This window comes from Paenibacillus sp. FSL W7-1279, from assembly GCF_037969845.1.
In the GTDB taxonomy this organism is placed as follows: Bacteria; Bacillota; Bacilli; order Paenibacillales; family Paenibacillaceae; genus Paenibacillus_AQ.
The window spans coordinates 6,224,375-6,250,356 of sequence record NZ_CP150215.1 but is presented as its reverse complement, the minus strand read 5'-3'; the positions used below and the strand labels follow the sequence as shown (position 1 = coordinate 6,250,356).

Annotated in this window: 24 protein-coding genes, 1 pseudogene and 1 other annotated feature (1 of these 26 cut by a window edge); of the genes and pseudogenes, 15 read left to right on the top strand and 10 right to left on the bottom strand. The window is 50.3% G+C overall.

Annotated elements, in window-relative coordinates:
- Positions 1 to 95 precede the first annotated feature (95 nt).
- On the top strand, positions 96 to 4,691 hold the full coding sequence (gene gltB / locus MKY82_RS28270) for a glutamate synthase large subunit (RefSeq protein WP_220683948.1): 4,596 nt from the start codon (positions 96 to 98) through the stop codon (positions 4,689 to 4,691).
- A gap of 322 nt (positions 4,692 to 5,013) precedes the next feature.
- Positions 5,014 to 5,160, top strand: coding sequence for a hypothetical protein (locus MKY82_RS28265; RefSeq protein WP_179090689.1), 147 nt, complete (start codon positions 5,014 to 5,016; stop codon positions 5,158 to 5,160).
- A gap of 89 nt (positions 5,161 to 5,249) precedes the next feature.
- Here the strand turns inward: MKY82_RS28265 and MKY82_RS28260 are convergent, their stop codons facing one another.
- On the bottom strand, positions 5,250 to 5,618 hold the full coding sequence (locus MKY82_RS28260; RefSeq protein ID WP_076324736.1) for a helix-turn-helix transcriptional regulator: 369 nt from the start codon (positions 5,616 to 5,618) through the stop codon (positions 5,250 to 5,252).
- A 259-nt stretch (positions 5,619 to 5,877) separates the two neighbouring features.
- Between MKY82_RS28260 and MKY82_RS28255 the strand changes: the two genes are divergently transcribed.
- The gene (locus tag MKY82_RS28255; protein ID WP_194544467.1) at positions 5,878 to 6,240 is read left to right on the top strand and encodes a hypothetical protein; all 363 of its coding nucleotides are present in this window, start codon (positions 5,878 to 5,880) and stop codon (positions 6,238 to 6,240) included.
- Between the two features lie 407 nt (positions 6,241 to 6,647).
- Positions 6,648 to 7,574 (top strand): LCP family protein, encoded by a 927-nt coding sequence (locus MKY82_RS28250; protein WP_194544466.1) that lies wholly within the window; start codon positions 6,648 to 6,650, stop codon positions 7,572 to 7,574.
- A gap of 111 nt (positions 7,575 to 7,685) precedes the next feature.
- Here the strand turns inward: MKY82_RS28250 and MKY82_RS28245 are convergent.
- Positions 7,686 to 7,877 (bottom strand): annotated as a pseudogene (locus MKY82_RS28245) (helix-turn-helix transcriptional regulator); the annotation flags it as partial.
- 583 nt (positions 7,878 to 8,460) lie between these two features.
- On the opposite strand from MKY82_RS28245, the gene MKY82_RS28240 reads away from it, so the two are divergent.
- Together MKY82_RS28240 and MKY82_RS28235 are read left to right on the top strand one after the other, a co-directional pair.
- Entirely contained in the window at positions 8,461 to 9,378 is a 918-nt protein-coding gene (locus MKY82_RS28240) for an ABC transporter ATP-binding protein (RefSeq protein WP_194544465.1), read from the top strand.
- Positions 9,371 to 10,144 carry an ABC transporter permease gene (locus MKY82_RS28235; protein ID WP_339294855.1) on the top strand — a complete coding sequence of 258 codons (774 nt, stop codon included), beginning with the start codon at positions 9,371 to 9,373 and terminating at the stop codon, positions 10,142 to 10,144. The genes MKY82_RS28240 and MKY82_RS28235 overlap by 8 nt, the downstream gene beginning before the upstream one ends.
- A 133-nt stretch (positions 10,145 to 10,277) precedes the next feature.
- Here the strand turns inward: MKY82_RS28235 and MKY82_RS28230 are convergent, their stop codons facing one another.
- Together MKY82_RS28230 and MKY82_RS28225 are read right to left on the bottom strand one after the other, a co-directional pair.
- On the bottom strand, positions 10,278 to 10,703 hold the full coding sequence (locus MKY82_RS28230) for a polymer-forming cytoskeletal protein (RefSeq protein ID WP_220683949.1): 426 nt from the start codon (positions 10,701 to 10,703) through the stop codon (positions 10,278 to 10,280).
- A 32-nt stretch (positions 10,704 to 10,735) separates the two neighbouring features.
- A complete protein-coding gene (locus MKY82_RS28225) occupies positions 10,736 to 11,707 on the bottom strand; it encodes a M23 family metallopeptidase (protein WP_339219715.1) in 972 nt (323 codons plus the stop codon).
- A gap of 237 nt (positions 11,708 to 11,944) precedes the next feature.
- Between MKY82_RS28225 and cls the strand changes: the two genes are divergently transcribed.
- Together cls and MKY82_RS28215 are read left to right on the top strand one after the other, a co-directional pair.
- A complete protein-coding gene (gene cls, locus MKY82_RS28220; RefSeq protein ID WP_339294854.1) occupies positions 11,945 to 13,375 on the top strand; it encodes a cardiolipin synthase in 1,431 nt (476 codons plus the stop codon).
- A 167-nt stretch (positions 13,376 to 13,542) separates the two neighbouring features.
- Positions 13,543 to 14,460 (top strand): YitT family protein, encoded by a 918-nt coding sequence (locus MKY82_RS28215; RefSeq protein ID WP_113061072.1) that lies wholly within the window; start codon positions 13,543 to 13,545, stop codon positions 14,458 to 14,460.
- Between the two features lie 61 nt (positions 14,461 to 14,521).
- Here MKY82_RS28215 and MKY82_RS28210 read toward each other — a convergent pair whose 3' ends face one another.
- Entirely contained in the window at positions 14,522 to 15,595 is a 1,074-nt protein-coding gene (locus MKY82_RS28210) for a serine hydrolase domain-containing protein (protein WP_339294853.1), read from the bottom strand.
- 49 nt (positions 15,596 to 15,644) lie between these two features.
- Entirely contained in the window at positions 15,645 to 16,220 is a 576-nt protein-coding gene (locus MKY82_RS28205; protein ID WP_194544460.1) for a TetR/AcrR family transcriptional regulator, read from the bottom strand.
- A 226-nt stretch (positions 16,221 to 16,446) separates the two neighbouring features.
- On the opposite strand from MKY82_RS28205, the gene MKY82_RS28200 reads away from it, so the two are divergent.
- On the top strand, positions 16,447 to 17,541 hold the full coding sequence (locus MKY82_RS28200; protein WP_194544459.1) for a radical SAM protein: 1,095 nt from the start codon (positions 16,447 to 16,449) through the stop codon (positions 17,539 to 17,541).
- On the opposite strand, the gene ligD is transcribed toward MKY82_RS28200, so the two are convergent.
- From ligD to MKY82_RS28185, 3 genes are read right to left on the bottom strand one after another with little or no spacing between them, the layout of a single operon-like run.
- Entirely contained in the window at positions 17,524 to 18,441 is a 918-nt protein-coding gene (gene ligD / locus MKY82_RS28195; protein ID WP_194544458.1) for a non-homologous end-joining DNA ligase, read from the bottom strand. The genes MKY82_RS28200 and ligD overlap by 18 nt on opposite strands.
- A 5-nt stretch (positions 18,442 to 18,446) precedes the next feature.
- On the bottom strand, positions 18,447 to 19,343 hold the full coding sequence (locus tag MKY82_RS28190; protein ID WP_339294852.1) for a DNA ligase: 897 nt from the start codon (positions 19,341 to 19,343) through the stop codon (positions 18,447 to 18,449).
- 14 nt (positions 19,344 to 19,357) lie between these two features.
- Complete coding sequence (locus tag MKY82_RS28185) at positions 19,358 to 20,287, bottom strand: Ku protein (RefSeq protein WP_194544456.1); 930 nt, start codon at positions 20,285 to 20,287, stop codon at positions 19,358 to 19,360.
- Positions 20,288 to 20,496: 209 nt separating this feature from the next.
- Between MKY82_RS28185 and MKY82_RS28180 the strand changes: the two genes are divergently transcribed.
- Positions 20,497 to 20,784, top strand: coding sequence for a hypothetical protein (locus MKY82_RS28180; protein WP_194544455.1), 288 nt, complete (start codon positions 20,497 to 20,499; stop codon positions 20,782 to 20,784).
- Between the two features lie 4 nt (positions 20,785 to 20,788).
- Positions 20,789 to 20,971 carry an H-type small acid-soluble spore protein gene (locus MKY82_RS28175; protein ID WP_071222503.1) on the top strand — a complete coding sequence of 61 codons (183 nt, stop codon included), beginning with the start codon at positions 20,789 to 20,791 and terminating at the stop codon, positions 20,969 to 20,971.
- Positions 20,972 to 21,091: 120 nt separating this feature from the next.
- On the opposite strand, the gene MKY82_RS28170 is transcribed toward MKY82_RS28175, so the two are convergent.
- Complete coding sequence (locus MKY82_RS28170; protein WP_339294851.1) at positions 21,092 to 22,273, bottom strand: epoxide hydrolase family protein; 1,182 nt, start codon at positions 22,271 to 22,273, stop codon at positions 21,092 to 21,094.
- A 252-nt stretch (positions 22,274 to 22,525) separates the two neighbouring features.
- Between MKY82_RS28170 and tsaE the strand changes: the two genes are divergently transcribed.
- The 4 genes from tsaE to tsaD are packed head-to-tail and all read left to right on the top strand — an operon-like array spanning position 22,526 to position 25,364.
- Positions 22,526 to 22,996 (top strand): tRNA (adenosine(37)-N6)-threonylcarbamoyltransferase complex ATPase subunit type 1 TsaE, encoded by a 471-nt coding sequence (gene tsaE / locus MKY82_RS28165; protein WP_194544948.1) that lies wholly within the window; start codon positions 22,526 to 22,528, stop codon positions 22,994 to 22,996.
- Positions 22,983 to 23,774, top strand: coding sequence for a tRNA (adenosine(37)-N6)-threonylcarbamoyltransferase complex dimerization subunit type 1 TsaB (tsaB, locus tag MKY82_RS28160; protein ID WP_339294850.1), 792 nt, complete (start codon positions 22,983 to 22,985; stop codon positions 23,772 to 23,774). Before tsaE ends, tsaB begins: the two co-directional genes overlap by 14 nt.
- Before the next feature lie 19 nt (positions 23,775 to 23,793).
- The gene (rimI, locus tag MKY82_RS28155) at positions 23,794 to 24,318 is read left to right on the top strand and encodes a ribosomal protein S18-alanine N-acetyltransferase (RefSeq protein WP_194544452.1); all 525 of its coding nucleotides are present in this window, start codon (positions 23,794 to 23,796) and stop codon (positions 24,316 to 24,318) included.
- A complete protein-coding gene (gene tsaD / locus MKY82_RS28150; RefSeq protein WP_339294849.1) occupies positions 24,315 to 25,364 on the top strand; it encodes a tRNA (adenosine(37)-N6)-threonylcarbamoyltransferase complex transferase subunit TsaD in 1,050 nt (349 codons plus the stop codon). The genes rimI and tsaD overlap by 4 nt, the downstream gene beginning before the upstream one ends.
- 519 nt (positions 25,365 to 25,883) lie before the next feature.
- Positions 25,884 to 25,982 (top strand) — a binding site (T-box leader); it runs 243 nt beyond the window's last position.

The window sequence follows — 25,982 nt, the reverse complement described above, 5'->3', positions numbered from 1 at the left end:
CTCGGTGCTGAAAACCGACCTTTTTGAACACGCACTTTATGTTTTCTGTTATTGATCAGCAGCATTTTATTCTATACAAAGAAAGGTTGCATCTTATGAAACATACTGATTTTCCCCAGAAACAGGGCCTCTATGATCCGCAGTTTGAAAAAGATGCTTGCGGTATGGGTTTTGTTGCCCATATCAAAGGTAAGCCATCCCATGAAATCGTTAGCAGCGCGCTGACCATGCTTGCCAATATGGAGCATCGCGGCGGACAGGGCAGCGAGCCGAACTCCGGTGACGGCGCTGGGATTATGCTGCAAATTCCTCACTCCTTCTTCTCCGCCGAAGCAGCGAAGCTGGGCTTTGAGCTTCCGGAAGCCGGGCATTATGGTGCCGGCATGCTGTTCCTATCCCATGACCCTGCCGTCCGTTCGGCCCATGAGGATCAGTTGGCTTCGATTATTGCTGAAGAAGGCCAGACCCTCCTTGGATTCCGCGATGTCCCGACGCATGATGAAATGCTGGGTAAATCCGCAAAAGCGGCAAAGCCGTACGTCCGCCAAGTGTTCATCGGACGAAGCTCCGACATTCAGGATGATCTCTCGTTTGAGCGCAAGCTGTATGTCATCCGCCGCCGCGCCGAGCTGGCTATCCGTTACAGCGGCAAGCCCGAAGGCGACAGCTTCTATGTATCCAGCCTGTCCTGCCGGAAGATCGTATACAAAGGCATGTTAACGACGGAGCAGGTAGGGGAATTTTACCTGGATCTGCAGCAAGAGGGATTGGAATCCGCTATTGCGCTGATTCACTCCCGTTTCAGTACGAACACGTTCCCAAGCTGGGAACGCGCGCATCCGTATCGCTTCATGATTCACAACGGCGAGATCAACACGCTGCGCGGGAATGTAAACTGGATGCACGCCCGTCAATCGCTGTTCGAGCATGAACTGTTCGGAAGCGATCTCGAGAAGGTTAAACCTGTCATCAACCCGGACGGATCCGATACCGGGATGTTCGATAATACATTTGAATTCCTGTATCTCAGCGGTCGTTCCCTGCCGCATGTGGCCATGATGATGGTCCCTGAGCCATGGAGCAACCATGAGAGCATGGACAAGACCAAAAAAGCATTCTATGAATACCACAGCACGCTGATGGAGCCATGGGACGGCCCGGCTGCGATGGCGTTCACGGACGGCGTTCAGATCGGGGCTACCCTGGACCGGAACGGACTGCGTCCATCCCGTTATTATGTAACAAAGGATGATCTGATCATTCTGTCCTCCGAAGCGGGCGTTCTGGATATTCCGCCGGAAAACGTGCTGTACAAGGACCGCTTGCGTCCTGGCCGGATGCTGCTCGTTGACACGAAGGAAGGCCGGATCATCTCTGACGAAGAGGTCAAAGCAAGCATCGCCGCGGAACTTCCGTACTCTGAATGGCTGGATGAGCATCTGGTAGAGCTTCATGATCTCCCTGACGCGCCGGAGCTGCCGGATCCGAAGCATGAAAATGTACGTCAGCTGCAGCAAGCCTTCGGTTACACGTATGAGGAGCTGCGCAAAGTCATTGAGCCGATGGCGATCACGGGTGCGGAAGCTGTCGCATCCATGGGATACGATGCACCGCTTGCGGTGTTGTCCGACCGTCCGCAGCGGCTGTTCAACTACTTCAAGCAGATGTTCGCCCAGGTGACGAACCCGCCGATTGATGCGATTCGTGAAGAACTGGTCACTTCAACGGCAACAACGATCGGTCCGGAGCGCAATCTGCTGAAGCCCGAGCCCGAGAGCTGCCGTCACATCCGTCTGGATTCGCCGGTGCTATCGAATGAAGATTTTGCGAAGCTGCGCCACGTTCGCCGTCCCGGCTTCAAGTCCATGACCATTCCGATATTCTTCCCGGCAGCGGAAGGAGCAGAAGGGCTTCGTCAAGCGATCAATACCCTCTGCGAGGCAGCGGACCGGGTTATTGCCAAGGGTCATAACATCTTGATCTTGTCGGACCGCGGCGTGGATAAGGACAATGCGGCGATTCCATCGCTGCTTGCCGTATCGTCACTCCACCATCATCTGATCCGCCAGGGAACCCGGACCAAGGTGGCGATCCTGCTTGAATCCGGTGAGCCCCGCGAAGTACATCATTACGCCCTGCTGCTCGGTTACGGCGTGAGCGCGGTCAACCCGTATCTGGCGTTCGAAACATTGGATGACATGATTGCGGAAGGCATGCTTCGCGGGATCTCGCATGAGAAAGCCGTGAAGAATTACATTAAAGCGGCAAGCAAGAGCGTCGTTAAAGTTTTATCGAAAATGGGGATTTCCACGATCCAATCATATCGCGGAGCCCAAATCTTTGAGGCTGTCGGCCTCAAAGAAGATTTCGTAGAAAGCTATTTCACACGGACGCCGTCCCGGATCGGGGGGATCGGTCTTGAAGAAGTGGCTAAGGAAACCCTGGCTCATCACGAGCGTGCCTTTACTGATAAGGACGGGAACGATAAAGCGCTGGATTCAGCGGGCGAATATCAATGGAGAGCTGACGGGGAAGAGCATTTGTTCAACCCGAGAACCATCCATTTGCTGCAGCAGGCTGTCCGCACCAATGACTACGCAACCTACAAGAAATACGCAGAGCTTGTGAAAGGTGAGAATGAGCAGCATCTTACGCTGCGCTCACTGCTCGAAATTAAGCCGGTCGGCGAGCCGGTACCACTGGATGAGGTTGAATCCGTAGAATCCATCATGCGCCGATTCAAGACCGGCGCGATGTCATTCGGCTCGATCAGCAAGGAAGCGCATGAGAGCCTTGCGATCGGGATGAACCGCATCGGAGGCAAGAGCAATACGGGTGAAGGCGGAGAGGATCCGGCCCGTTTCATCCCGGATGCTAACGGCGATTCCCGCCGTAGCGCCATCAAGCAGGTGGCTTCGGGACGTTTCGGCGTAACCTCCAACTACCTGGTGAACGCAGACGAAATCCAGATTAAGATGGCGCAGGGCGCGAAGCCGGGCGAGGGCGGACAGCTCCCGGGCCGTAAAGTGTATCCTTGGGTAGCCGAGGTTCGCGGTTCGACGCCGGGTGTTGGCCTGATCTCGCCGCCGCCGCATCATGATATCTACTCCATTGAGGATTTGGCAGAGCTTATTTACGACCTGAAGAACTCCAATCCGCGTGCGGATATCAACGTGAAGCTCGTATCCGAGGTGGGTGTGGGCACGATCGCTGCAGGTGTTGCGAAGGGCCGCGCGGATATCATTCTGGTCAGCGGTTACGATGGCGGTACGGGGGCTTCGCCGCAAGGCTCGATCCGTCATGCCGGTATGCCTTGGGAGCTTGGCCTAGCCGAAACCCATCAGACGCTCATCATGAACAATCTGCGTGACCGGGTCGTGCTCGAGACGGATGGCAAAATGCTGAACGGACGCGACTTGGTGGTAGCGGCTCTGCTTGGAGCCGAAGAGTATGGGTTCTCTACGGCACCATTGGTTGCCATCGGGTGTATCATGATGCGTGTCTGTCAAATGGACACCTGCCCGGTTGGCGTAGCCACTCAGAATCCGGAGCTGCGTAAGAACTTTACAGGAGATCCGGAGCATGTTGCCAACTTTATGCGCTTTGTCGCTCAAGACATGCGCGAGCTGATGGCAGAGCTGGGTTTCCGCACCATTAATGAGATGATTGGACGTACCGACTGCCTGGATGCCGTCAAAGCGGATCATCACTGGAAGAAGAAAGGCGTGGATATCTCCGCATTGCTGTATACGCCGGAGCTTCCGGAAGGCAGCACTCGCTATCGCAGTCAAAGACAGAATCATGGCCTGGAAGAGACGCTGGATATGCGTTCACTGCTTGGCAGCGCTGCACCTGCATTGGAATCGGGAGCGGCGGTGGAAGGCACCTTCCCAATCACAAACGTGGATCGTGCAGTGGGTACGATTCTGGGCAGTGAAGTCACGCGCAAATACGGCGCTGCCGGACTGCCGGAAGACACGATTCGATTTAACTTCGTGGGGTCCGCAGGCCAGAGCTTCGGTGCCTTTGTGCCGAAAGGGATGACGTTGACGGTTGAAGGGGATGCGAATGACTATATCGGTAAAGGCCTTTCCGGTGGCAAACTGATCGTGAAGCCGTCACCGAAGGCAACCTTCAAAGCCGAGGATAATATCATTGCCGGTAATACTGCGTTTTATGGTGCTACAGGCGGCGAAGCCTACGTAAGAGGCATTGCCGGCGAGCGCTTTGCCGTTCGTAACTCGGGTGCGAGCATTGTGGTTGAAGGTGTCGGCGATCATGGCTGTGAATACATGACCGGCGGCCGGGTAGTCGTTCTCGGTGAAACCGGACGGAACTTCGCGGCCGGTATGTCCGGTGGGGTGGCCTACGTCTATGATCCTGAAGGAACTTTTGTGGATCGCTGCAATCTGGAGATGGTACTCCTTGAGCGCGTAGAGGAAACAGCAGAAGCGGAAGCACTCCATTATCTTATCCGGCAGCATGAGCAGTACACGGGCAGTGTGCCTGCGCAGCAAATTCTGGGGGATTGGGATCAGGCGCTGAGCCGCTTTGTCCGTATCATTCCGAAGGATTACAAACGCATGCTCCTGCATATCGAGAAGGCTCAAGACCAAGGGCTGGCAGGTGAAGCTGCGCTTCTCGCCGCATTTGAAGCAAATATGAAAGAGTTGGCTCGTACAGGGAACTAACATCTGATGAGAGATCAGCTGATACCACATTGTGTTCTTTAATGAATGCAATGTGGTTTTTTTTCATATATAAATAAGTTACGATGGTATTGTTTTTAGAAATTATGCTTTTCAGCAAAATATTCCAAAAGAAAATTCGACAAAATTAGAACCGGAAGCATAGGACAAAGGCTCCATAAGACGACAGCATCATGTGGATTCGTTCGTTATAATATTGGTAAGTAAGTTGTTTAGTAGGTTGTTGCTATATACATGGTAATTTCAACAAGTATTGGCAGCTGGGATGGAGAGGAAATTATAGATAAGCGAGGTAGTTGTGGAAATGAGTGTGGACAAGGAGAGAGGCTCCGGAAGCACCGAGCAGCGGCTTGACCAGCAGAAAACGAACATCGACATCAATAAGCTCATGACTCAATTGGGAATCCATCCTGATAAATGGCTGCAAATGGAGGAATTACGAAAAGATTAAATATGATCTTACGAAGGCAAAAAATCCCCGGTATGTAGTGATGAGCGTATCCTACATGGCGGGGATTTTGTAGTTCTTAGGCATGAGCATTATTTCATGGCTCGTTCCATGCGAACAAATGCAATGAATCGCTTGGCTTCATCTTCGGTTAGCTTACGACCGTCCACCGTAAGGTTAAAGCGTTCCAATAAATCCTCATCGGATAGTTCAAGTCCGTCCACAAATGATCGAACCTCCGCATCTAGCACCGTTTTTTCCTGTGTCGTTCTCCCGATCAGATAATCTATGGATACGTCAAACAGATCTGCCAGGCGGGTCAATGTTTCGAAATCAGGCTTGCGCCGATTTTTTTCATAATGGGATAGTGCAGCACGTGTAATACCGACAGAGGTAGCGAGTTCTTCCTGAGTCCAACCATGCTGTTCACGTAATTCTGATATTCGTTCTCCGTAGTTCACGCATTGATCCCCCTTTCGAATGGCTTTGTATCTATAGAAGCTAGTTGGATAGATCTATAAGACGAAATTGCCGATTTATTATAAACATAAAAAGACTACTTTTTATTGACTAGATACAATGTGTATCGTATTATAAACATTAGTGAGATACATATTGTATCTGCATTGTAAAGGTTTGGGTACAGTTAGTATCATTTTATCCAGTGCAGAAATGTCCCATACCAAAAAATTATAATAAGGAGCGGATGGGTGACCTCCAATGTTACGAGAACGGCAACACCAAATTACGGTAAGGATTAAAGTCATGAAGATCGGGCAATTAACCATTCATGGGAAAAGTCATTCCGTTACACCGCTAGAGCTGCTGCCCAGTGGTCTTGTATTCCTATGTCCTTGGGAAATACCGATTCATTCTAATATTATATTGGGTTACGAAATTGACGATAATGTGGATCATATTCTGCTTTCGGGCCACATTGAATCAAGGGGGCTCTTTTATGGACGCCAATTGTATCATACTGAATTCCATACAGACGGCGATAAAAAGACCCGTATCGTGGGTATGTTGAACCGAATGATGTTCAGTCACAGCGAGTCGAATAAAATGAGTCTCTATAACTGAAACGTAATTCATGGATTGCCTGCAGCGAACAGGGAATCCCAATGCATCATTATCATGGTTTATTGCTATTCTACTATATTTATGTTGCTTGGTCATTAGTTCTTTTACCTTAAATCCGTATGCATGATGTGGGATAGGTTTTAGAATATCGTTGTTTTTCTCCTATTAATAATGAGACTTCATTGTATAATTTCATATGTAGATTTGTATCTAATCTCGAATCGGAGTTGTATATTTAGTTCATTGTAATCATGAAATATCCTCGATACATATTTCTGCTGGTTTCCCTTCTCCTAATCTATCTTTGTTCAAGATGATTTCACTGTATTTATGTATTCTTTAAGTCGTGATTCAACATCGACCTTTAACGGGACAGTATAAGGTCAACGCAATGGAGGCATCACTGGATGAAAATGACAAGGAAATGGGTCCTGTGGCTGCTGGCTATTCTTATACTGCTGCCTTCAGCTTATCTTCTGTATACGTATCAATCCATTAAGTCGACAGCAGTTCGGATTTACGAAGAGCGGGAGCCTTCGCCTGTAGTTCCAACATTCGTACATGACCGGACGACTATTCAGGTCGGAGAGAAAAACATGAAGGACGCTGATCCATTTACTGTTCTGGTTTTGGGTGTAGACCAAAGGCCCTATGATCGTGGACGATCCGACGTCATGATATTAATGGCAGTAAACCCTGCAAAGGGGTCAGTACTTATTTTTAATATTCCACGTGATACCAGGACTGATATCGTAGGACATGGAACGGTGGATAAAATTAACCATGCCTATGCCTTTGGGGGCGTTGAGATGTCGATCAGCAGCGTGGAGAATTTTTTGCAATTCCCTATCGATTACTACATTAAAGTGGACATGGAGGGCTTCTCCAGCATTGTAGATTCATTGGGTGGAGTTACCGTGGATAACCATATGCGGTTCGAATATGCGGGCTATGACTTTGATCAGGGGAAGTTGAACTTAAACGGTGAGGAAGCATTGGCATTCTCGCGTATGCGGTTTGAAGATCCTAAAGGGGATTTAGGCAGGAATGCAAGGCAGCGGGAGGTTCTGAAGGGGATCTTAAATAAGTTGATAAGGATTTCGACGGTCTTTAAACTGGAATCACTTCTGGATAACATTGGGAACAGCGTCAAAACGGATATTTCGTTTGAAGAGATGAAGATGTTTGTAACAGAGTACCGTCAAAAACTGAAAAAGGTTGAGCAGGTTGAAATCGCAGGCCATGGACAAAAAATGAATGGAATTTGGTATTATATCGTCGGTGATCAAGAACGAGAAAAGATAACGTCTACGTTACAAGCGTATATGGAATGACTCGTAACACAAAACCCCCTTTTTGAGTAGAGGGGGTTTTTGTGTGTGGAGTAGAATATCGAAGTTTTAGGTTGTTTTGATTATTTTTGAGTGGGGGGATTGAACAGACTATCTTCCAATGATTTGATCAATCGTGGTTTGAAATACGTCCGCTAATCTTGTTAGCGTTTCCAAGTTTGGTTCTCTGCGATCTTTCTCATAATGTGATAAAGAAGCCCGACTGATACCAATACGTTCGGATAGCTCTTCCTGGGTCCAACCTTTTTGCTCCCGCAATTTTGCAATGCGAGATCCATATGACATTCACAATCACCTCTCTACAGGTTCCATTAATTTAGAGGAAACCTATATCGTATAAAATATCTAATATGATACAAAATGTATCCTAAATTCCATCGATCGTCAATACATATTGTATCATTAATTAAAAATTTAGAAAAAAATGTATCTTTATCTTTCCGATTATCATGGTTATCCCAAGTCCTGTAGTCTCATCATAGTATGCTTGATTTAGGTTTGACAAAGAGTAACTATTTATATAGAATTTTTGTAGTGGATACATTTTGTATCATACTGTGCATAGATATAGATGCATCTATCCCGAAAGAGGAGATGACGGGATGAAAGAAGTGATGATGTATTGCGTCAGTTGCTGTCGGATGCTTCCTATTGCACAAAGCCACAGCTTGTATAAAACCGGATTCTATAAGCATAATGTTCCGGCGGGAGTCTGCAAGTCGTGTCAATCGGCTTTGTTGGTGCATCGCGAGTAGACGGCTCCATTAACAGCAATATAGGGGTCATGCATTCAACAATTTTGTCCTTTGCTCTAGTATTGTATAATTGTGGAGATCGCATGATACAAGGGCAAAGGAGAATAGATTACATGAAGCAGGAACCGCTGGTAAGACTGCTCGGGGTTACGAAGAAAATCTCGTCCAAGGTTTTGGTGGATAATGTGACTTTAGATATTCCATCTGGACAAATCTTCGGGTTTCTTGGACCGAACGGGGCTGGCAAGACAACGACCATTCGGATGATGGTCGGGCTGATGTCTATTACTCAAGGGGATATTACCATCGGGGGTTACAGCATACGGAACAATTATGAGCAGGCAGCCGCCCAGATTGGCGCGATTGTCGAGAACCCGGAGATGTATAAATTTTTGTCTGGTTATAACAACCTGAAGCATTATGCGCGCATGATGCAGGGCATTACCAAGGAGCGTATCGAAGAGGTAGTGGAACTCGTAGGGCTAGGGAATCGGATTCATGAGAAAGTGCAGACCTATTCGCTGGGGATGCGTCAACGACTCGGCGTAGCGCAGGCACTGCTGCACCGGCCGAAGCTTCTGATCCTGGACGAGCCTACGAATGGCTTGGACCCGCAGGGCATTCGGGAGCTGCGAGATTATTTGCGCAGATTGACGCAGGAGGAAGGGACGACCGTATTTGTCTCCAGTCATTTGCTGTCCGAGATGGAGCTGATGTGTGATACCGTTGGCATTATACGTCACGGCAAGCTGATTGATATCCGGCAGCTGCGGACGGCTGAGGGAGAGCGTGTGTTTGAAGAGACGGCATTTACCGTCAATGACGCGGAAGCAGCGGCGGCGCTGCTCCAAGAATTTCAAGCGTCGGCCCGCGATCACCGAATCATTGTCCGCGGTGACGAGAATATGATTGCGGATATCAACGCGACATTGGTCGGAGCCGGCATACGGGTCTATGCCATACAGCCGGTGACCCGGTCCCTTGAGGATCAATTCTTGGAAATGACGGGAGGGGGATTCGTTGTTGAATAACTTTACCCGTCTTGTAGCCAATGAGAATATGAAAATTTACTATCGCGTACGGACATGGGTCATGCTGGCGATTCTTCTCTTGTTTAATGTGGCCATGCCTGCCATGCTGTACTTTACGAATGCGCCAATGGATGTCTGGACCGTATTCACATGGACGGAGAGTTTCACCATCTACCTGAGTACGATCTTCACGGTGATCATCGCAGCGGATATCGTGGCAGGGGAGTTTGCCGGAGGGACCATCAAATTGCTGCTGATTCGGCCGTGGAGCCGAGGGAAGATTCTGTTGTCCAAATTCACCGCTCAGCTTCTATTCGGTCTGCTCTGTGCAGGAATCACGGCTGTGGTAGGGATCGCTATGTCGCTGCTGTTATTCTCCGGAAATACCGGATGGTCGGGCGGATTCGAGGGATCTTCGATGAACAATTCGCTGCTTCTCCTGCTGACCGATACGACCCAGGCGCTGGTCATCTCGCTGATTGCGTTTATGCTTTCTACGGTGTTTCGTTCCGGCGGTTTGGCGATTGGCTTATCGCTGCTGGTTCTGTTCACCAAGGATATTTTCGGCTTTATCTTTAATCCGGAGCGGTTTGCATGGGCGAAGTACTTACTCTTTCTCCACACCGACCTGAGCGGTTACATTCAGTCGCCGGTCGGACCGGGGGGAGTTGGGCTCGGTTTCTCCATCACCATTCTGGTTGTTTATAGCCTGTTGTTCATGCTCATCTCTTGGTTGGCCTTTACGAGGAGAGACGTTGCAGCTTAATTTATGAATAAGAAAAGAGCTCCTTCTGCCCGTGTGAACATGGATGGGAAGGGGCTCTTTGATTATGCCGGCTGAAAGAACTAGCCGCTCTATATAAAACTGCCGGGTTCGAGTGGTCGTCCATACGCTTAGGTTAACCTGCTTCCGAACGCTGAAGCGGCAGTGTGGTGTCCGTTGACTCCGCAGCATCTTGATTGGAGGTTGGATGGTCCATCCGGCTTGCTCCATTCAGGAGTCCGCCTTCCATAACGATCAGGGAAGCGGCGTAAACATCCCCGTACATTTGTCCCGTAGGCGTAATGGTCAGTTTGTTTTCTGCCGTTACATCGCCATACACCTTGCCGGCCACGATGACCTCCCGAGCGGAGATATTGGAGCGGGCAATGGCTTCTTCGCCGATCGTGACACAGCCTTGGCTTTCGATGGAGCCGTTAAAGCGGCCATCAATTCGCAGGTTTTCTTCGCATTGAAGCACACCTTCCACTTCGCTTCCCGGCCCAATCAGCGTATCCGTTCGCTCTGAAGCCCGCTTGTTCTTGTTCTTGTTTTTCTTTTTCATATTATATTCCTCCTCATCAAGAATGAATGTTGTTACTGCAGATAAGGCAACGGGTCAATCGTCTGGTTGTTTTTGACGACCTGAAAATGAAGATGAGGGCCTGTGCTTCGCCCGGAGGAACCCAGCTTGCCGATGGTATCACCTTGATCGACATGATCGCCTACCGACACGTCCAGACTGTCCAGATGCATGTACCAGGTCTCCAGCCCATTCGGGTGTTTGACGACGATATAAAGCCCTCGAGCTCCGCTGCGTTCCGCTGCCGTCACCTCACCGGCACCGGCGGCATAGATCGGATCGCCGGTTTTACCGGCAATATCGATGCCGGCATGATAGGCCGAACGCCCGGTAAAAGGATCGCTCCGATAACCGAAATTCGATGTCAGCCGCTTAGAGGTGGTCGGCCATAGAGAGGGTGTGCCTTCACGTTTCTCCTGGGTTTCCTGAGCCTGATCCAGCGTACGCGGAATATGCTGCTCCATGCGAGAAATCAACTGCTGAATCTCCTCAAAATCATCCTGAGTCTCCTTCGCGAGACTTAACATTCCATTCTCATGAACGGCAATGAATTCCCCTCCGACATGCTGCTTATCCTCATCTGTGATGGAGGAGGTCTGTCCTGACAAGCTGCCGTGCTTCTGAATAAACTGCTGAAGCTCCTGCTCCAGCTGCTGAACGCGCTCCATCTGGACCTTCGTTTGCTCTGCTTCGCCCGACAGCTGAATGATGGCTTTGTTTAGACGTTCTATGGCTTCTTCCTTGTCGGTAACCGTTACTTCCATCTTTAAGGCTTCCAGGTTTTTGAGCATCAGCTGCTGCTCCAGCCCCGAGATCGTCTGGGCCGACTGGATCTGCAGGGAAACGATCAGTCCGGCGATGGACAAAATAGCGGCCGCGGGCACCGCTATCATTAGAGGCTTGGACAGATGGATCTGTTTGACTGAATGCTGGGCATCCCGAAGCACCAGCAAGGTTAAGCGTTGTTTACGGTGTGTGGTTTTCATGGCATCTCCCTTCCATACATCGTTTATGGATCATGGTACCCGCTAGACTTGGCCAGCTCCTTATCTAGTATGTATTCTATTCTTTCGAAGAACATGTCAAAAATTATTAGATAAGAGAATTTATTCAGTATGGTGCGCCATTGGGTAATTGAATAAATACATATGGAATTGGTCAATGATGTAGTGTAGTTAATCGATTCAAATACGACTATTATTCATGGTGAGGAGGCTGCCGGTATGATGTGGCTTCTGGTTGCACTTATTACTTTTATTTTGCAGATGGTTGCAGTGCTGTTGCTGGAGTTTCGGAATCCGTCCAAGGCCGTGGCCTGGCTGTTTATTTTATTTTGCCTCCCATTGATCGGGTTTGTACTCTATTTCTTTGTGGCTAGGGACTATCAGAAGCGGTTGAAGATTCGCAAGCGGGGCTCCAGACTGTTTCAGGAGCTTAGGGGACACCTGTGGGATCGGGCCGCCGTTGTTTGGAACAAGGAAGGCATGAACAATGCGGAATTTCATCATAATGACCGTTTGTTCAATCTGCTCAATCACTTGTCGGAGAGTCCGATTACAGGCTGTAATCAGAGCCGCGTGTTGACGGATGGAGAAGAGACTTACGATGCCATGCTGCGTGCTATGGAACAGGCCAAAGACCACATCCATGTGGAGTTCTATATCTTTCGTCATGACCGGATCGGCACGAAGTTTCAGGAGGTCATGATCCGAAAGGCGCAAGAAGGCGTCAAGGTACGCCTGGTTTGTGACGGGCTTGGCAGTTATAAACTCAAGAAAACGTTCATTCGGCGGTTCAAGGAATCGGGAGTGGAGTTCTATTTCTTCCTGCCCGCCATGGTTTCGATGTTCAGCCGCAGAATCAATTACCGGAATCACCGTAAAATCGTCGTGGTGGACGGCATAATCGGTTTTCTTGGCGGGATTAACGTCGGGGACGACTATTTGGGCGAATATCCGAAAATGGGCTACTGGCGCGACACGCATCTGGAAGTAAAGGGAGATGCGGTTTACTTCCTGCAAAATGTGTTTCTGCATGATTGGAAGCTCGCATCCGGAGAGCGCATTGCGGATTTCGGGCTGTTCCCGGAGCATCAATGCACCGGGGATGAGCAAGTTCAAATATTGAGCAGCGGACCGGATCTGAACTGGAATGCCATCCAGGAGATGTGCTTTGGGGCAATATCCGTAGCCAAAGAACGAATATGGATCACCACGCCTTATTTCATACCGGATGAAGGAATATATGAGGCGCTGAAGACGGCGGCGGTAAGTGGTGTGGATGTGCGGATCATTATTCCCGATCGTGCCGATTCCCGTTTTGTGAAAATGGCGAGCTTGTCCTATGTGGAAGAGCTGCTGGCAGCGGGAGTTACCTTCTACGAGTATGAAAAAGGATTCATCCATGCCAAGGTGCTCATTGTGGACGAGCTTCTCGGCTCGGTCGGTACGGCGAATATGGATATGCGGAGTTTTTTCTGTAATTTCGAGCTGACCGCCGTACTGTTTGATCAGCTGCCCATCGAACGGTTGGTTGCGGATTTTAAGGAGGATCTCAAACAGAGCAGGCTTATCGATGCGGAGGTGTTCCGTCAGCGCGGAAGATGGCAGAAAGCTGCCGAAATATTATGCAGGATGCTGTCTCCCTTACTTTAGGTTTCACATCTTACGTGATATGTAAGAATGCAGGGCAAGCAAGTGAAATTCAGGAAGAAGCCTGAAAGTTCTATGTCCAGCATTTGTTTATATGATAGAATATTTATAAGGGTTTCACTTATAAATATAAATTAGCTTATTTTTCATAAGTTGAACGGGGGAGATTTATGTCAAGTGATGTGAAGATTCTTGCGCAAGTGAAAGCGGAGCAGCAGAAGCCGGAGAATCCCAAGGCAGGCTCAACCACCTTGAAGCTTCTCCGTCGTCTGGTGTTCTTAACTTTCGGTGCGGTACTAATGGCAGTAGGGCTGGAGATCTTTCTGGTGCCCAACAAAATTATTGACGGGGGCATTACCGGGATATCCATTATGGTTTCCCATATCACGGATTTTCCGCTCGGTATATTCCTGACCTTATTCAACCTTCCATTTTTGTTTATGGGATATAAACAGATCGGGAAAACTTTTGCATTATCCACGCTGTTTGCTGTAGTAGTCATGTCCATTGGAACTTATTTTCTGCATCCCGTCGATCCGATTACCATCGATCCGCTGCTAGCGGCCGTGTTCGGCGGCGTTCTGCTGGGGATCGGGGTTGGTCTTGTAATCCGGTCCGGCGGCTCCTTGGACGGCACGGAAATCGTAGCCATTCTGATCAACAAGAAGACACCGTTCTCTGTCGGTGAAATCGTGATGTTCATTAACGTATTTATTCTGGGCAGCGCAGGATTTATTTTCGGTTGGGATCATGCCATGTACTCGCTCATTGCTTATTACCTGGCGTTTAAACTGATTGACATTACAATCGAAGGCATCGATCAATCCAAATCGGTATGGATAATCAGTGATAAGCATAAGGAGATCGGTGATGCGTTAACCCAACGTTTGGGACGCGGCGTAACCTATCTGGATGGAGAGGGTGCTTATTCCGGGGACAGCAAGAAGGTTATCTTTGTTGTCATCACCCGTTTGGAAGAAGCGAAACTCAAATCCATCGTGGAGGATTGGGATTCCCAGGCTTTTGTTGCCATCGGAAACATCCATGATGTGAAGGGCGGCCGCTTTAAGAAGAAGGCCATACATTAATAACTTTAAAGTGCTATGTTCCACCCACGTTGAGAGTTGACCGGGTGGAGCTTTTTTTTGTTTATGGGGTGTCTGTGTGCAAGTGAAGCGTCTTCTTCTCCCGCCCATAATGACGTATGATTCTTGTCATCACCTGCACAGCCGCGGATTGACCGACAGCCTGGTTCACGGTTCCGGTGAAATAGAGTCCTGATTCAGGATGATGGAAGGCAAATGCGCCGGATTGACCCCAGTGACCAATGAGTCCCCGTCCGAGGCTGAATGGAGATAGCGGCTGTCTTGAAATGCCGGTGCCATAGAAAAAGGGGCCCGGTGCCCAGAGAAAATTCCATCGTCTCTGGAGTTCATCCAGATCACCTATCGGAAACAGTTCCCCGTTAAAAAAGGAGCGCAGGAACATCATCGTTTCCCTTGCCGTTGAGACGATGCCGCCTTCCGCTCCGATTGACGCCATGTACAGAGGAAGGTCCAAACGTTTTTTCTTATAATAGAAAGGAACGGGGCTTGTATCCTCGGGATCATGAAAAAAATACGTCTGTGTCAGATTCAGCCTGTCGAAAATATACTCCTTGAATACGTTCTGAATGGGTTCGCCCTTGATATTCTCGATCATTCGGCCAAGCAGCCGGTAATTGGTGTCGGAATATTGGGCTTTATTTCTCTGGCCTGGTTTGAATTTGGGCTGTTGCCGTCTAGCCTCATCCAATGTTTTGTCCAGACTCCAAGCCTGATCATGCCCGGCGATGAGGTCGGAGAAGACCTTTCCAGAAAAATAGTCCGGAATGCCAGACGTATTGGACATTAACTGTTTGACGGTGATTTCTCCAGAGTAATCCTTGTTCTCCATCCTATGCAATCCCGCCATGATCTCTTCGGGGAGGTACTGGCCGATCGGATCATCGAGCCCAATCCGCTGCTCGGCTCGTAATTTTAAGATTACGGCTGTCACGTATAATTTGGTCACGCTGGCAATGAAATAGCGGTCTTCAGTCTTCATTGCCCCGCCGCTGCTGACAAGGGATAGGGAGGATTGTTCCTGGTCCTCGACGCACAGAACCGTGCTAAACACATTCTTTTTATTGGCGATCCGTTCCAACCATTCATCCAGAAGCGACTGCTCTAGGGCTCTTCCCATTCTCCGTAAACCTCCTATAGATCGAAATGTATTGACACCTAATGCAGATTCATTTCTCTTGCTGTTTCCGCAAACGAGCGGCACGTATGAAATCTTGAGCAGCCTCATCCATCATATGGATCATCTTGTCGTCATCAACGCTCTCCGTGAACAGATCATTGGCTAGCATGACACAAAGACCCGTCTGAAAGGTTTGCATTTTCAATAAAATTGATTGCAGCTCCTGATCAGAAAATCCCGCAAGCTCCGGGTCCAACTTCATTAACCCGATAACCTCACGAATTTGTTCGGGGGTATTCTTCGTGTGGGGATTGTTCTTCATTATCAAATCCCGGTAGAGCACAGGGTACTCCTTGGCGAATCGGAGACTTGCCATGCCGATATCCCGGAAGGGCTGACCGGACTTCTGCTCTGTAATCAATCCTCTAGCTACCTGGAAGGTCTTGTCGACGACCTGTTGAATCAGTTCTTCGGCATCGTTGAAATTGACATAGATCGGCGCGATGGAGCTGCCCAGACGTTCAGCTACTTTACGAATCGTAATGGACTCGATCCCATCGGTCTTGGCAATGTCAAATGCGGCTAGCACGATATCTTGTTTGGTGAACCTCGTTTTGGGTGCCATGACTGTCTGCAACTCCTTAGATAATTTATATGTATAACAGTTGATATATATCACATGATATTTAATGATTATAAATCGTAAATGGACGGAGTTCAACCGGTTCCCATGAAGCGTGGTGGGGGTTGGTTTGTAAATCCAGTAAAATCCACTTATAATAAGAACATATGTTTGTTAAAATATGAAATAATTCAAGATAGCATTACAGGATCAGAAGGGAGGAAGAGGAATGGCTCGTACGCAATATGAACGTATAACCACCAAACAGACTTTAAACAGAGTGAAGGAAGAGAGGATGCCCTTCGATTGGTCCATCAATCCGTACCGCGGGTGCGGGCATGGCTGCAGCTTTTGTTATGCTCGCGCTTTCCAGTCCTTCATTGGCATGGGGGCGGAGGATGAGTTTCAGCATCATATCTTTATGAAGTCGAATGCAGCGGAAGCGCTGGAGAAGCAGTTATCGAGTGCTGCGAGGAAGTTTGATCATGATATTGAAGCGATGCGGAGATCGATAGGACAGGTTACGATCGGAACGGCAACCGATCCGTATCAGCCGATCGAGAGCAAGGAGGGCATTACGCGGGAGTGCCTGAAGCTGCTAGCTAAATACCGCATCTCCACGAGCATTACAACGCGCTCTCCGCTCGTGCTCAGGGATATGGACATATTGACACGGATGGAGAATGTATCCGTCAACATGAGCCTCAACACGCTGAATGGGGACATCATCCGGAAGCTGGAGCCGGCATCGCCTCATCCGGAGGGCAGGCTCGATACGATCCACCGATTATCGGCTGCAGGCATAAGAACGGGTTTGTTTGTGGCGCCTGTGCTGCCCTTTTTGACGGATAAGGAATGGGAGCTGAGGGAGCTCTTGTCGCAGGCGAAGGTAAGGGGCGTTTCCTTTGCCATGATCTCGCTGCTGAGACTCTCGCGCGATGTGAAAAAATGGTATATCGAAACACTGAAACACCAGTTTCCTGAAGTGGTTCAGCCTTACCGTGAGTTATATGCGCAGGGCGCATATGCCGAAGAGCATTACGTACGTTCCTTCAAGTCGATGGCAGCCAGGCTGCTGAACGAATGTGAACTGAATGGACTGACCCCGGGGGCATCTGCTGCTGGCGTGAGCCGGCCCGGGACGATCGGAAGCGGGATTTCTCAAGAGGACGGGGCGCAGGTGGAAGGCGCTCGCGATCATCTTCGTTCAGCGGAAGATTTGGCAGCAGTTTCTGTACAGCCAAGGAAGCTGCCGCAACCGGCCGCACCGGTCTCCGGGGAGGAGCTTGTGCCGGATGTGGAGCAGCTATCCTTTCCTTTTTGATCCTGCCTTTCCTTGTGGCTTCAGATGTCGGATGACGTTCTCTATCGGTTGAGGAGGCAGGGTCTGCAGCAGGTCCCCCTTCTCTCTTAATCGTTCCTCGATGTTCAGCAGATGAAACTCCGTGGGAGAAACGTCCTGACGGACCTCGTCCCAAGTGAGCGGTGTAGAGACGGTCCCCAGCCGCCGGGCCCGCGGGGTATAAGGAGCGGCGAGTGTCCTTCCGCTGTAATGCTGAAGATAATCGAAGTAGATTTTATCGCCGCGATTCTTCTTCAGCCGTTCAATGGTGAACAGCTTGGGGAATTTCTCGGTTACATATTGCCCCACGAATTGGCCTACTGTTCGAAGTTCATCGAACGTAATGCCTTCCTGAATGGGAACGATGATCTGGACCCCGGTAGCACCTGAGGTTTTCGGGACGGAGGACAGGCCCAACGAGGTCAGTACGTCCCCTACAATGGCAGTCGCCTCCATGATGCGCGGCTCCTCCGGCAGCGTGGGATCCAGATCAATCATCCATTCGCAGGGCAGATTGCTGCCTGCGAGGTGCAGTGAAGGGTGAAACTCAAGCGCAGCCAGGTTCCCCAGCCAGAGCAGCTCCGGCAGTCCGTTGAGCAGCACGTAGTTAATATTTTCGTGCACATAGGTCTGAACAAAAGGAGGCAGCGGCTCCGGCGCATTTTTCTGATAGAAGGATTCGCCTTCGGCTCCGTGCGGATACCGAATGGTCGTGAGCAGCCTGCCCCGGCAGTACCGGAGCAGGAACGGGGAGATGGCCGCAAGCTTTTGCAGATACATCGCTTTGGTAATGCCGACTTCCGGCCAAAGCGGTTTGTCTGGATTCGTAATTTGAATCTCCTGCCCCTCGATCGTCAGGGTGCCTTTGACGGTACGAGCCATATGGTTTACACCCCCTCAATCGATACGAGTTTGGGATGGCGCATCATGCCATCCTGACTCCACTCGAGAAATGTGACCTGAACGGAAAGCGGCTGGCTAAGCCAGGCTAGCTGCTCCTTCTTCAGGTCGGTATGGAGCGTACTCCATACCGCGTCAGCACGATGCATTTCGGCATATTGCATGAGCCTCTTCTTCATCTGCTCATTAAGCCCCAGGGAAGCACGGCCGATGTAATTGCCATCGTCATCGGCAATGACAAGGCTGGCCACACGGCCTTCCCTGATGATCATGGCGACGGCGGTGGCTGTCATGTTCACGGCAATCTTTTTCTTGTACCAATCCCGGTGTTTCTTGCCTTCACGATAAGGAGAGGAGAGGCGCTTCATTACAATGCCCTCCCATCCCCGTGCTTCGGCCCAATTCCATAAATGCTCGCCTTCAAGAAACAGATCCGCGGTCAGCAGGCCCGGCGTGTCGGAAACGATCTCCTTCAGGCGGTGGTGACGTTCAAGATAGGGCAGCTTACGCAAGTCTTGGTCGCCGTCCACCAGAACATCGAAGAGAACATAAGTAAACAGAGGAGCGTTCGTGCTGATCGCACGCGAACGCTCCCGCTGAAGAACCTTCTGAAACACGGGACGACCCAGCTCCGGATGAAAATAGACAACCTCACCATCCAAAAGAAGTCGCCGTTCATGCAAGCCGGATAATGCCTGAACGACTTCGGGATACAGCGACGTTTTATCGAGCAGCTTGCGGGAATATAGCGATACGCGGTTTTGGTCAATTCCGGCGAGTATGCGCACGCCGTCCCATTTCAGCTGATAACCCCAATCCTCGCCCGTCGTGATCTGGTCCGTCGAGATCGGTGCCATCGGCTCTTTGGGCAGCAGATTCTGCATTTGTCCCATACGAATCAGGAAGTGGAGTCGGATTTCTTGGATTTGGTTGTTCGGCGCTTCGGCTTCGGTGCGTCAAGATCGCCTTCTCCGCCGCTGACCTTGGCAGCAGGTTCTTTGGCTGCCGTCTTCCGGGTCGTTTTACGCGGCTTTGGTTTGGTGCCCGGATCCGTTCCGATCGGCTTTACAGCTTCGATGCTTGCCTGGAGGGCAGCCATCAGATCGACAACGTTGGTCTCCTGACGAGCAGGGGCAATTTTGATTTCTTCACCGGATACTTTGCTGTTGATCAGATCCAGGAGACGTTCGCGATAATCATCCGTGTATTTCTCAGGATCAAAGGGAGTCGACAACTGGTCAATCAGCAGTTTGGCCATATCGAGTTCCTTGGAGTTGACCTCGGTTCTTTCAGGCAAATTCGGGACCTGAGAGATCGGCCGGATCTCATCCGGGTAGAAAATCGTCTCGATCGACAAGCATTCATCGAGCACCCGGATCGCGGCCAGACTGCTCTTCGAGCGAATAGCGATTTTGGCGATGCCGATTTTGCCGGACTGCTTCATCGCTTCCAGCAGGAGCCGATATGCGTTTGCGCCTGCTTGATCCGGCGAGAGGTAGTACGTCTTTTGAAAATAAATCGGGTCAATCTCGGTTAGATCCACAAAGTCCAGGATCGTTATGTTTTTGCTGTTCTGCTCCGCCAGCTGCTCCAGTTCCTCTTTTTCGAACAGCACGAATTTCCCCTTCTCATACTCGTATCCCTTCGTAATTTCCTCCCAGGCCACTTCCTCTTCACATACCGGACATTTGCGGATGTAAGAGAGCGGACTGCCGCACTCCTTGTGGATGTACCGCATCGAAATATCCTTATCTTCCGTGGCCGAGAACATCTTGACAGGCACGTGCACCAGACCAAAGCTGATCGCGCCCTTCCATACCGTATGCATTCTATGAAACCTCCTATCAAATTCTAATATGTTTGGGTATGACCGTGTAGTAAACGTAATAAACGACTACTATGACTTTTTTGTACTACCTCTATCAGTGTGCCCAAAAAAAGACTCTAGTATGAGTTATAGCTCAGGATTGCATAATTAGAACCTGTTTGTGGCATATTGACGTTGAATGCTGCCTGTATAAGGAGGTGATTTTCGTCATGACGGAGCCTAGAGAAACCCAAACGTCGGAAGAGATACAGAAGGACAGAGCCTCGGACCATTCCGCTGCAGAATCGGTGAACGGGGACATGGTGGATTGGAACAACCTGACCTCGGAGGAGAGCGAGATCTCTCGCGAATCTACGATGTTCGATATTGACCGGATGATCAACGAAGGCCTTGGCGGAGGCAATGTCACCATAGATAATGGGCTGATCGGCCCTTCCACAACCGATACGATGGACATCGTGGACGAATCGCCAAGAAATAGGGAGAAGGAGGATTAAACGTATGGAGATACAGCGCGCCGTAGAGATTTTCAACTCCAAGGATATTTACAAGGTCAATCTTGAAGGGGAGTCCGTGTGGATCGAGCATGTGGATCAGCAGAACGGAATGGCCACCGTCCAGGTCGGCTCTCGTCCGACCAATACGCTGACTGTAGACGTAGACCGGCTAAAAGAAGGCGAATAGCTTATTATTGCAGGGCCTCTAGAATTCCGGGAAACTGTTTAATAAACACGAAAAAATACACCTTACTCGGGACTCCGTAAGTTGGAACCCGGATAAGGTGTGTTTGTGTTGACCCTGTCGTTAACGAATCTCTCTGAAAAATAACCGGATATCTTCAGTCAGCAGATCGGGAGCTTCCAATGCGGCGAAATGGCCGCCGCGGTCGAACTCTGACCAATGGACGACATGGTACTGCTGCTCGACCATACTGCGAATGGAGAGGTCTTTGGGAAAGACCGCCACGCCGGTGGGCACGGAGGAATATGGTGCCGGCGCTCCCCAATTGCTCGAGCTTTCTTTATAAATTCTTGCGGAGGAGCCTGCCGTTGCTGTCAGCCAATAGATCGAGACATTCGTAAGAAGGAGCTCAAGGTCTACCGCATCCTCAGGAAGATCGGCCTTTGGATCGGTCCATTCCTTAAACTTCTCTACTATCCATGCAAGCTGCCCAACAGGGGAATCCGTTAAGCCGTAGGAAAGCGTCTGGGGTCTGGTCGCCTGAAGGATGGCATATCCGGACCCTTCAAATCCGCCACCGGCTAATTCATCATAGCGAAGTTTTTCTACAGCCGTAAGGTTGTCGCTTTCAGCCGGATCCCCGGTTGGAAACACCGACAGACCGTTACAATGTACGCCAACGATTCGCTCTGCAGCGATCCGGCCAAGTTCCGCTGAAACCATGCTCCCGGTATCTCCCCCCTGTGCTCCATATCGTTCATAGCCCAGGCGGCGCATTAATTCATCCCACGCTTTAGCGACACGCTCGATATTCCATCCGCGTTCGGTGGTGTGCCCGGAAAAGCCGAAGCCTGGGAGGGACGGGATCACGAGATGAAATGCATCGGACGGATTTCCACCGTACTTGCCGGGATTGGTGAGCGGTTCAATCATGCGGGTAAACTCCACAATCGATCCGGGCCAGCCATGGGTTATGATTAGAGGAATCGCATCAGGCTCAGGGGAGCGAACATGCAGGAAGTGAATATTTTGCCCATCGATGGTGGTCGTATATTGAGGGAATTGATTCAACATGGTTTCATATTTACGCCAATCGTAAACATCCTTCCAATAGGTGGATAACTCTTTCAGGTAAGACAGCGGTGTGCCATATTCCCAGTGATGATCCTCCAGGTCATCAGGCCAGCGAGTGCGGGTCAAACGTTCCTTAAGGTCAAGCAGGTCCGACTCTGGAATTTGAATGCGAAATGGAAGTATGGTTTCTTCTGAATATGGGGCTGTATTCGATACAAACGTGGGGTTCATTATAATCCTCCTCAAATCTTTTTATCATCGTTATGGTTTAACTATAATGCTTAATCTTTGACTACGTAGTGTCAGTGTTTGCAACCTGGTTTGACGTTTCTTTTCTTAATTGAGTTATGAAGGTAAAAACTCATGTTCTTGCAGCAGGTTGGGAGGACCGATATAATGAAGATCAAGTATTTTGAGATATAGGCAAACTAAGTAAAGGGTGGGTTATCAGTGAACAATGGCCGTACGGAGGGCCAGTTTCGAATGATTTCAAGCAGTCTGGAGGAGACGGAGCAGCTTGCTGCTTGGCTGGCCGCTAGAGCGGAGCCAGGGACTGTCATCGGACTGGACGGGGATCTTGGAGCAGGAAAAACGGCATTCTCCAAACAATTTGCACAGCACCTTGGTGTGAACGGGGTTGTGAATAGCCCGACATTTACGATTATTAAAGAATATGAGGGGCGTCTGCCGCTCTACCATATGGATGTGTACCGTTTGTCGGTCGATGAAGCGGATGAGCTCGGGCTGGATGAGTATTTTTTTGGCGAAGGGGTTTGTCTCGTGGAATGGAGCAGTCTGATCACTGAGCTGTTGCCTGAGCGGTATCTGCATATCCAGCTTGAAACGACAGGCGAAACGCACCGGACCATCACACTTTCAAGCCAGGGCGAGCCCTATGGCGAGTGGTGCCGGGATTTGAATGAAAAATGGGGTAGCTGGAATGAACAACAATGACACGAAGCCGCAGCAGCGGTTTTTGGCGCTGGATACGTCTACGGCATCGCTGGCGGTATCCGTGATGGAGCAGGACAAGCTGCTGTCGGAAGTGAACACGAACGCAGACCGCAATCACTCGGTGCATCTGCATCCGGTGATGGCACAGGCGCTTGCTGAAGCAGGCCTCGGCATGGACCAGATGGACGGCATTGCCGTGGGAGTAGGGCCGGGATCTTATACAGGAATCCGGATTGCGGTAACGGCTGCCAAAACATTGGCATGGGCTAATCACATCCCGGTTGTCGGGGTATCCAGCCTGCAAGCCCTTGCATGGGGGGGCCTGAAGTCCGGATGGAACGAAGCCGAGCCAAAGGCGGGAGTCCACTGGATCATTCCGCTGCTTGATGCAAGACGGGGACAGGTGTACACGGCTTTATTCGCTGCCGATTCAGAGAGCAAGGAGAGTGCGCCGATACGTCTGGAGGCAGACGGTATTCGCCTGATGCAATCCTGGGTGGAAGCCATTAAGGAACGCATCAGCAAGCTGCCTGAAGAGGAACGCCCGGTCTGCCTTTGGTTTATTGGGGAAGTGGAACTCCATGCCGAAACCGCCCGCAGGCTTGAGCCGGGGTTCGGAGAACGGCTGCATATTCATCCGTACTCGCTCGAAGGCCGCTGGATGGGGTACTTGGGCGCAGCGAGGCTGCTCGCCGGAGAAACGGATGATCTGCATACACTGGTACCCAATTATACACAGCTTTCCGAAGCGGAAGCGAACCTGCTGCGTAAGCGGTGAAGGGAGCGTAGGATTCGTCATGAATCAGCAGAAGAAGCCGGTAGATGGTGAAGACGGTTTGTCCTTTCGGTTGATGACCCTGGAGGATATTCCGGAGGTTCTCGTGGTGGAGCGCGAAGCGTTCACCGTGCCCTGGACCGAGGAAGCTTTTCACAATGAACTGAAATTGAATCATTTTGCACGTTATATGATTATGGAGTACGAAGGCAAAACGGTAGGATATGCAGGCATGTGGACGATCGTGGATGAAGCGCACGTTACAAATATTGCGCTTCTGGAGCAGTACCGCGGACGCAAGTGGGGCGATCGTCTGCTTACGGAATTGATGAAGACTGCTGCCTATATGGGAATGGAGAAAATGACGCTGGAAGTCCGGGTATCCAATCACGTGGCCCAGCACTTATATATCAAAAAAGGGTTTAAACCAGCCGGTGTCCGGAAGGGGTATTATTCCGATAATCAGGAAGACGCACTCATCATGTGGGCAGATCTGCCCCCTTATCGGGAGGACGATGGCGAGGAAGGAAGTCAAAGGCTATCATGAATGAAGAAAGAGTAGACCGGCAGCACAGCTGCATATTGGCGATAGAAACGAGCTGCGATGAAACCTCGGTTGCCGTTGTAAAGGATGGCTGCGAGGTTTTGTCCAGTGTCATTGCCAGCCAGATTGAAACACATAAAGCTTTTGGCGGGGTGGTGCCCGAGGTGGCTTCCCGCAAGCATGTGGAGAGTATCACGCTAATTATTGAACAAGCCGTAGCTGAGGCCGGCATTGAAATGAAGGATTTGTCGGCGATCGCCGTAACGCAGGGTCCTGGCCTGGTTGGGGCGCTTCTCGTTGGCGTTATGGCTGCTAAAAGCCTGGCGTTTGCGCTCGGCAAGCCGCTGATTGGCACGCATCATATTGCGGGTCATATCTATGCCAATCGTTTTGTGGGCGATATCGCTTACCCTTGCATGGCGCTGGTGGTTTCCGGCGGTCACACCGAGCTAGTCTACATGAAAGACGAAGGCAGCTTTGAGTTGATCGGCAGGACGCGGGATGATGCGGTTGGCGAAGCGTACGACAAGGTGGCCAGGGCGCTTGGCTTCCCATATCCCGGCGGTCCGCATGTCGACCGAATGGCATTGGAGGCCGAGGAGGTTGTGGAGCTTCCTCGCGTATGGCTGGAGCCGGATTCCTACGACTTCAGTTTCAGCGGTCTGAAATCGGCTGTATTAAATGTCGTCAATCAGAGCAAAATGCGTGGAGAGGAAGTCCGGACGGAAGCGATAGCCCGGGGTTTCCAGGAATCCGTGGTCGAAGTGCTCGTGGAAAAGGCGGTTCGTGCGGTCAGAGCATATGATGCCAAGCAGCTGCTGCTGTGCGGCGGCGTTGCCGCCAATCGCGGACTCCGTAAAGCCTTGGCTGAACGCTGCGAGCAGGAAGGGATATTGCTGACGATCCCGCCATTTCAGTATTGTACCGATAACGGAGCGATGATTGCTGCCGCGGCGCATCTGAAATGGAAGCAGGAGAGCTTTACGCCGCTCGATATGAAGGCCGACCCGCAAATGTCACTGGAGCTTTGGGCGGAGCCATTAAGCTAAAGCCACTTGACACGTATTTGTATAGGACGTATAATCTTTATCAAATTCCAGAATGTTGAAACGCGAAGAACAGGATCAGTAAGGTGAACCTTGGATGAAGAGAGCTGCGGGACGGTGCAACGCAGACGAGAGGGACCTGAACTCACCTGGGAGCGGAGCTGGGGAACCTTGCGCAGCGAAGTGCCGGTCAGGCACGGATTGAATTGCGGAGTTTGACCTTGCTACGGGATGGCCTCCGTGAGAATGGCTCCGCACAAATCATTTGTGATTTGGCGATGGAGGGGGCTTTAGGTTCGGGAGACAGCATGATGATCCCGGGAGCTTAGAGTCAACAAGAGTGGTACCGCGATAGGATAGCCTGTCGTCTCTTGAATAAGAGATGGCAGGCTTTTTTGCATGCTTGGACAGCTAAATACGAATCAATCTGATAAAGCTTCACTTTCAATCCGCAGATGATAAAAGCGGAATCTCGGATATAGTGATCCGAAGGATATGATAGTCAGCATAACAACATATCGAATAAACGCAATGAACGGGAGCAGTAAAAGGGAGCCGTCTACAGAGAGCTGCGGGTTTGGTGTAACGCAGCGGCAGCAACCTTCGAATCTCGCCCGGGAG

Excerpts from the sequence above, each read along its gene's own strand:
- gltB (WP_220683948.1), top strand. The coding sequence starts at position 96 with ATGAAACATACTGATTTTCCCCAGAAACAGGGCCTCTATGATCCGCAG.
- MKY82_RS28265 (WP_179090689.1), top strand. The coding sequence starts at position 5,014 with ATGAGTGTGGACAAGGAGAGAGGCTCCGGAAGCACCGAGCAGCGGCTT.
- MKY82_RS28255 (WP_194544467.1), top strand. The coding sequence starts at position 5,878 with ATGTTACGAGAACGGCAACACCAAATTACGGTAAGGATTAAAGTCATG.
- MKY82_RS28250 (WP_194544466.1), top strand. The coding sequence starts at position 6,648 with ATGAAAATGACAAGGAAATGGGTCCTGTGGCTGCTGGCTATTCTTATA.
- MKY82_RS28240 (WP_194544465.1), top strand. The coding sequence starts at position 8,461 with ATGAAGCAGGAACCGCTGGTAAGACTGCTCGGGGTTACGAAGAAAATC.
- MKY82_RS28230 (WP_220683949.1), bottom strand. The coding sequence starts at position 10,703 with ATGAAAAAGAAAAACAAGAACAAGAACAAGCGGGCTTCAGAGCGAACG.
- MKY82_RS28225 (WP_339219715.1), bottom strand. The coding sequence starts at position 11,707 with ATGAAAACCACACACCGTAAACAACGCTTAACCTTGCTGGTGCTTCGG.
- cls (WP_339294854.1), top strand. The coding sequence starts at position 11,945 with ATGATGTGGCTTCTGGTTGCACTTATTACTTTTATTTTGCAGATGGTT.
- MKY82_RS28215 (WP_113061072.1), top strand. The coding sequence starts at position 13,543 with ATGTCAAGTGATGTGAAGATTCTTGCGCAAGTGAAAGCGGAGCAGCAG.
- MKY82_RS28210 (WP_339294853.1), bottom strand. The coding sequence starts at position 15,595 with ATGGGAAGAGCCCTAGAGCAGTCGCTTCTGGATGAATGGTTGGAACGG.
- MKY82_RS28205 (WP_194544460.1), bottom strand. The coding sequence starts at position 16,220 with ATGGCACCCAAAACGAGGTTCACCAAACAAGATATCGTGCTAGCCGCA.
- MKY82_RS28200 (WP_194544459.1), top strand. The coding sequence starts at position 16,447 with ATGGCTCGTACGCAATATGAACGTATAACCACCAAACAGACTTTAAAC.
- ligD (WP_194544458.1), bottom strand. The coding sequence starts at position 18,441 with ATGGCTCGTACCGTCAAAGGCACCCTGACGATCGAGGGGCAGGAGATT.
- MKY82_RS28190 (WP_339294852.1), bottom strand. The coding sequence starts at position 19,343 with ATGCAGAATCTGCTGCCCAAAGAGCCGATGGCACCGATCTCGACGGAC.
- MKY82_RS28185 (WP_194544456.1), bottom strand. The coding sequence starts at position 20,287 with ATGCATACGGTATGGAAGGGCGCGATCAGCTTTGGTCTGGTGCACGTG.
- MKY82_RS28180 (WP_194544455.1), top strand. The coding sequence starts at position 20,497 with ATGACGGAGCCTAGAGAAACCCAAACGTCGGAAGAGATACAGAAGGAC.
- MKY82_RS28175 (WP_071222503.1), top strand. The coding sequence starts at position 20,789 with ATGGAGATACAGCGCGCCGTAGAGATTTTCAACTCCAAGGATATTTAC.
- MKY82_RS28170 (WP_339294851.1), bottom strand. The coding sequence starts at position 22,273 with ATGAACCCCACGTTTGTATCGAATACAGCCCCATATTCAGAAGAAACC.
- tsaE (WP_194544948.1), top strand. The coding sequence starts at position 22,526 with ATGATTTCAAGCAGTCTGGAGGAGACGGAGCAGCTTGCTGCTTGGCTG.
- tsaB (WP_339294850.1), top strand. The coding sequence starts at position 22,983 with ATGAACAACAATGACACGAAGCCGCAGCAGCGGTTTTTGGCGCTGGAT.
- rimI (WP_194544452.1), top strand. The coding sequence starts at position 23,794 with ATGAATCAGCAGAAGAAGCCGGTAGATGGTGAAGACGGTTTGTCCTTT.
- tsaD (WP_339294849.1), top strand. The coding sequence starts at position 24,315 with ATGAATGAAGAAAGAGTAGACCGGCAGCACAGCTGCATATTGGCGATA.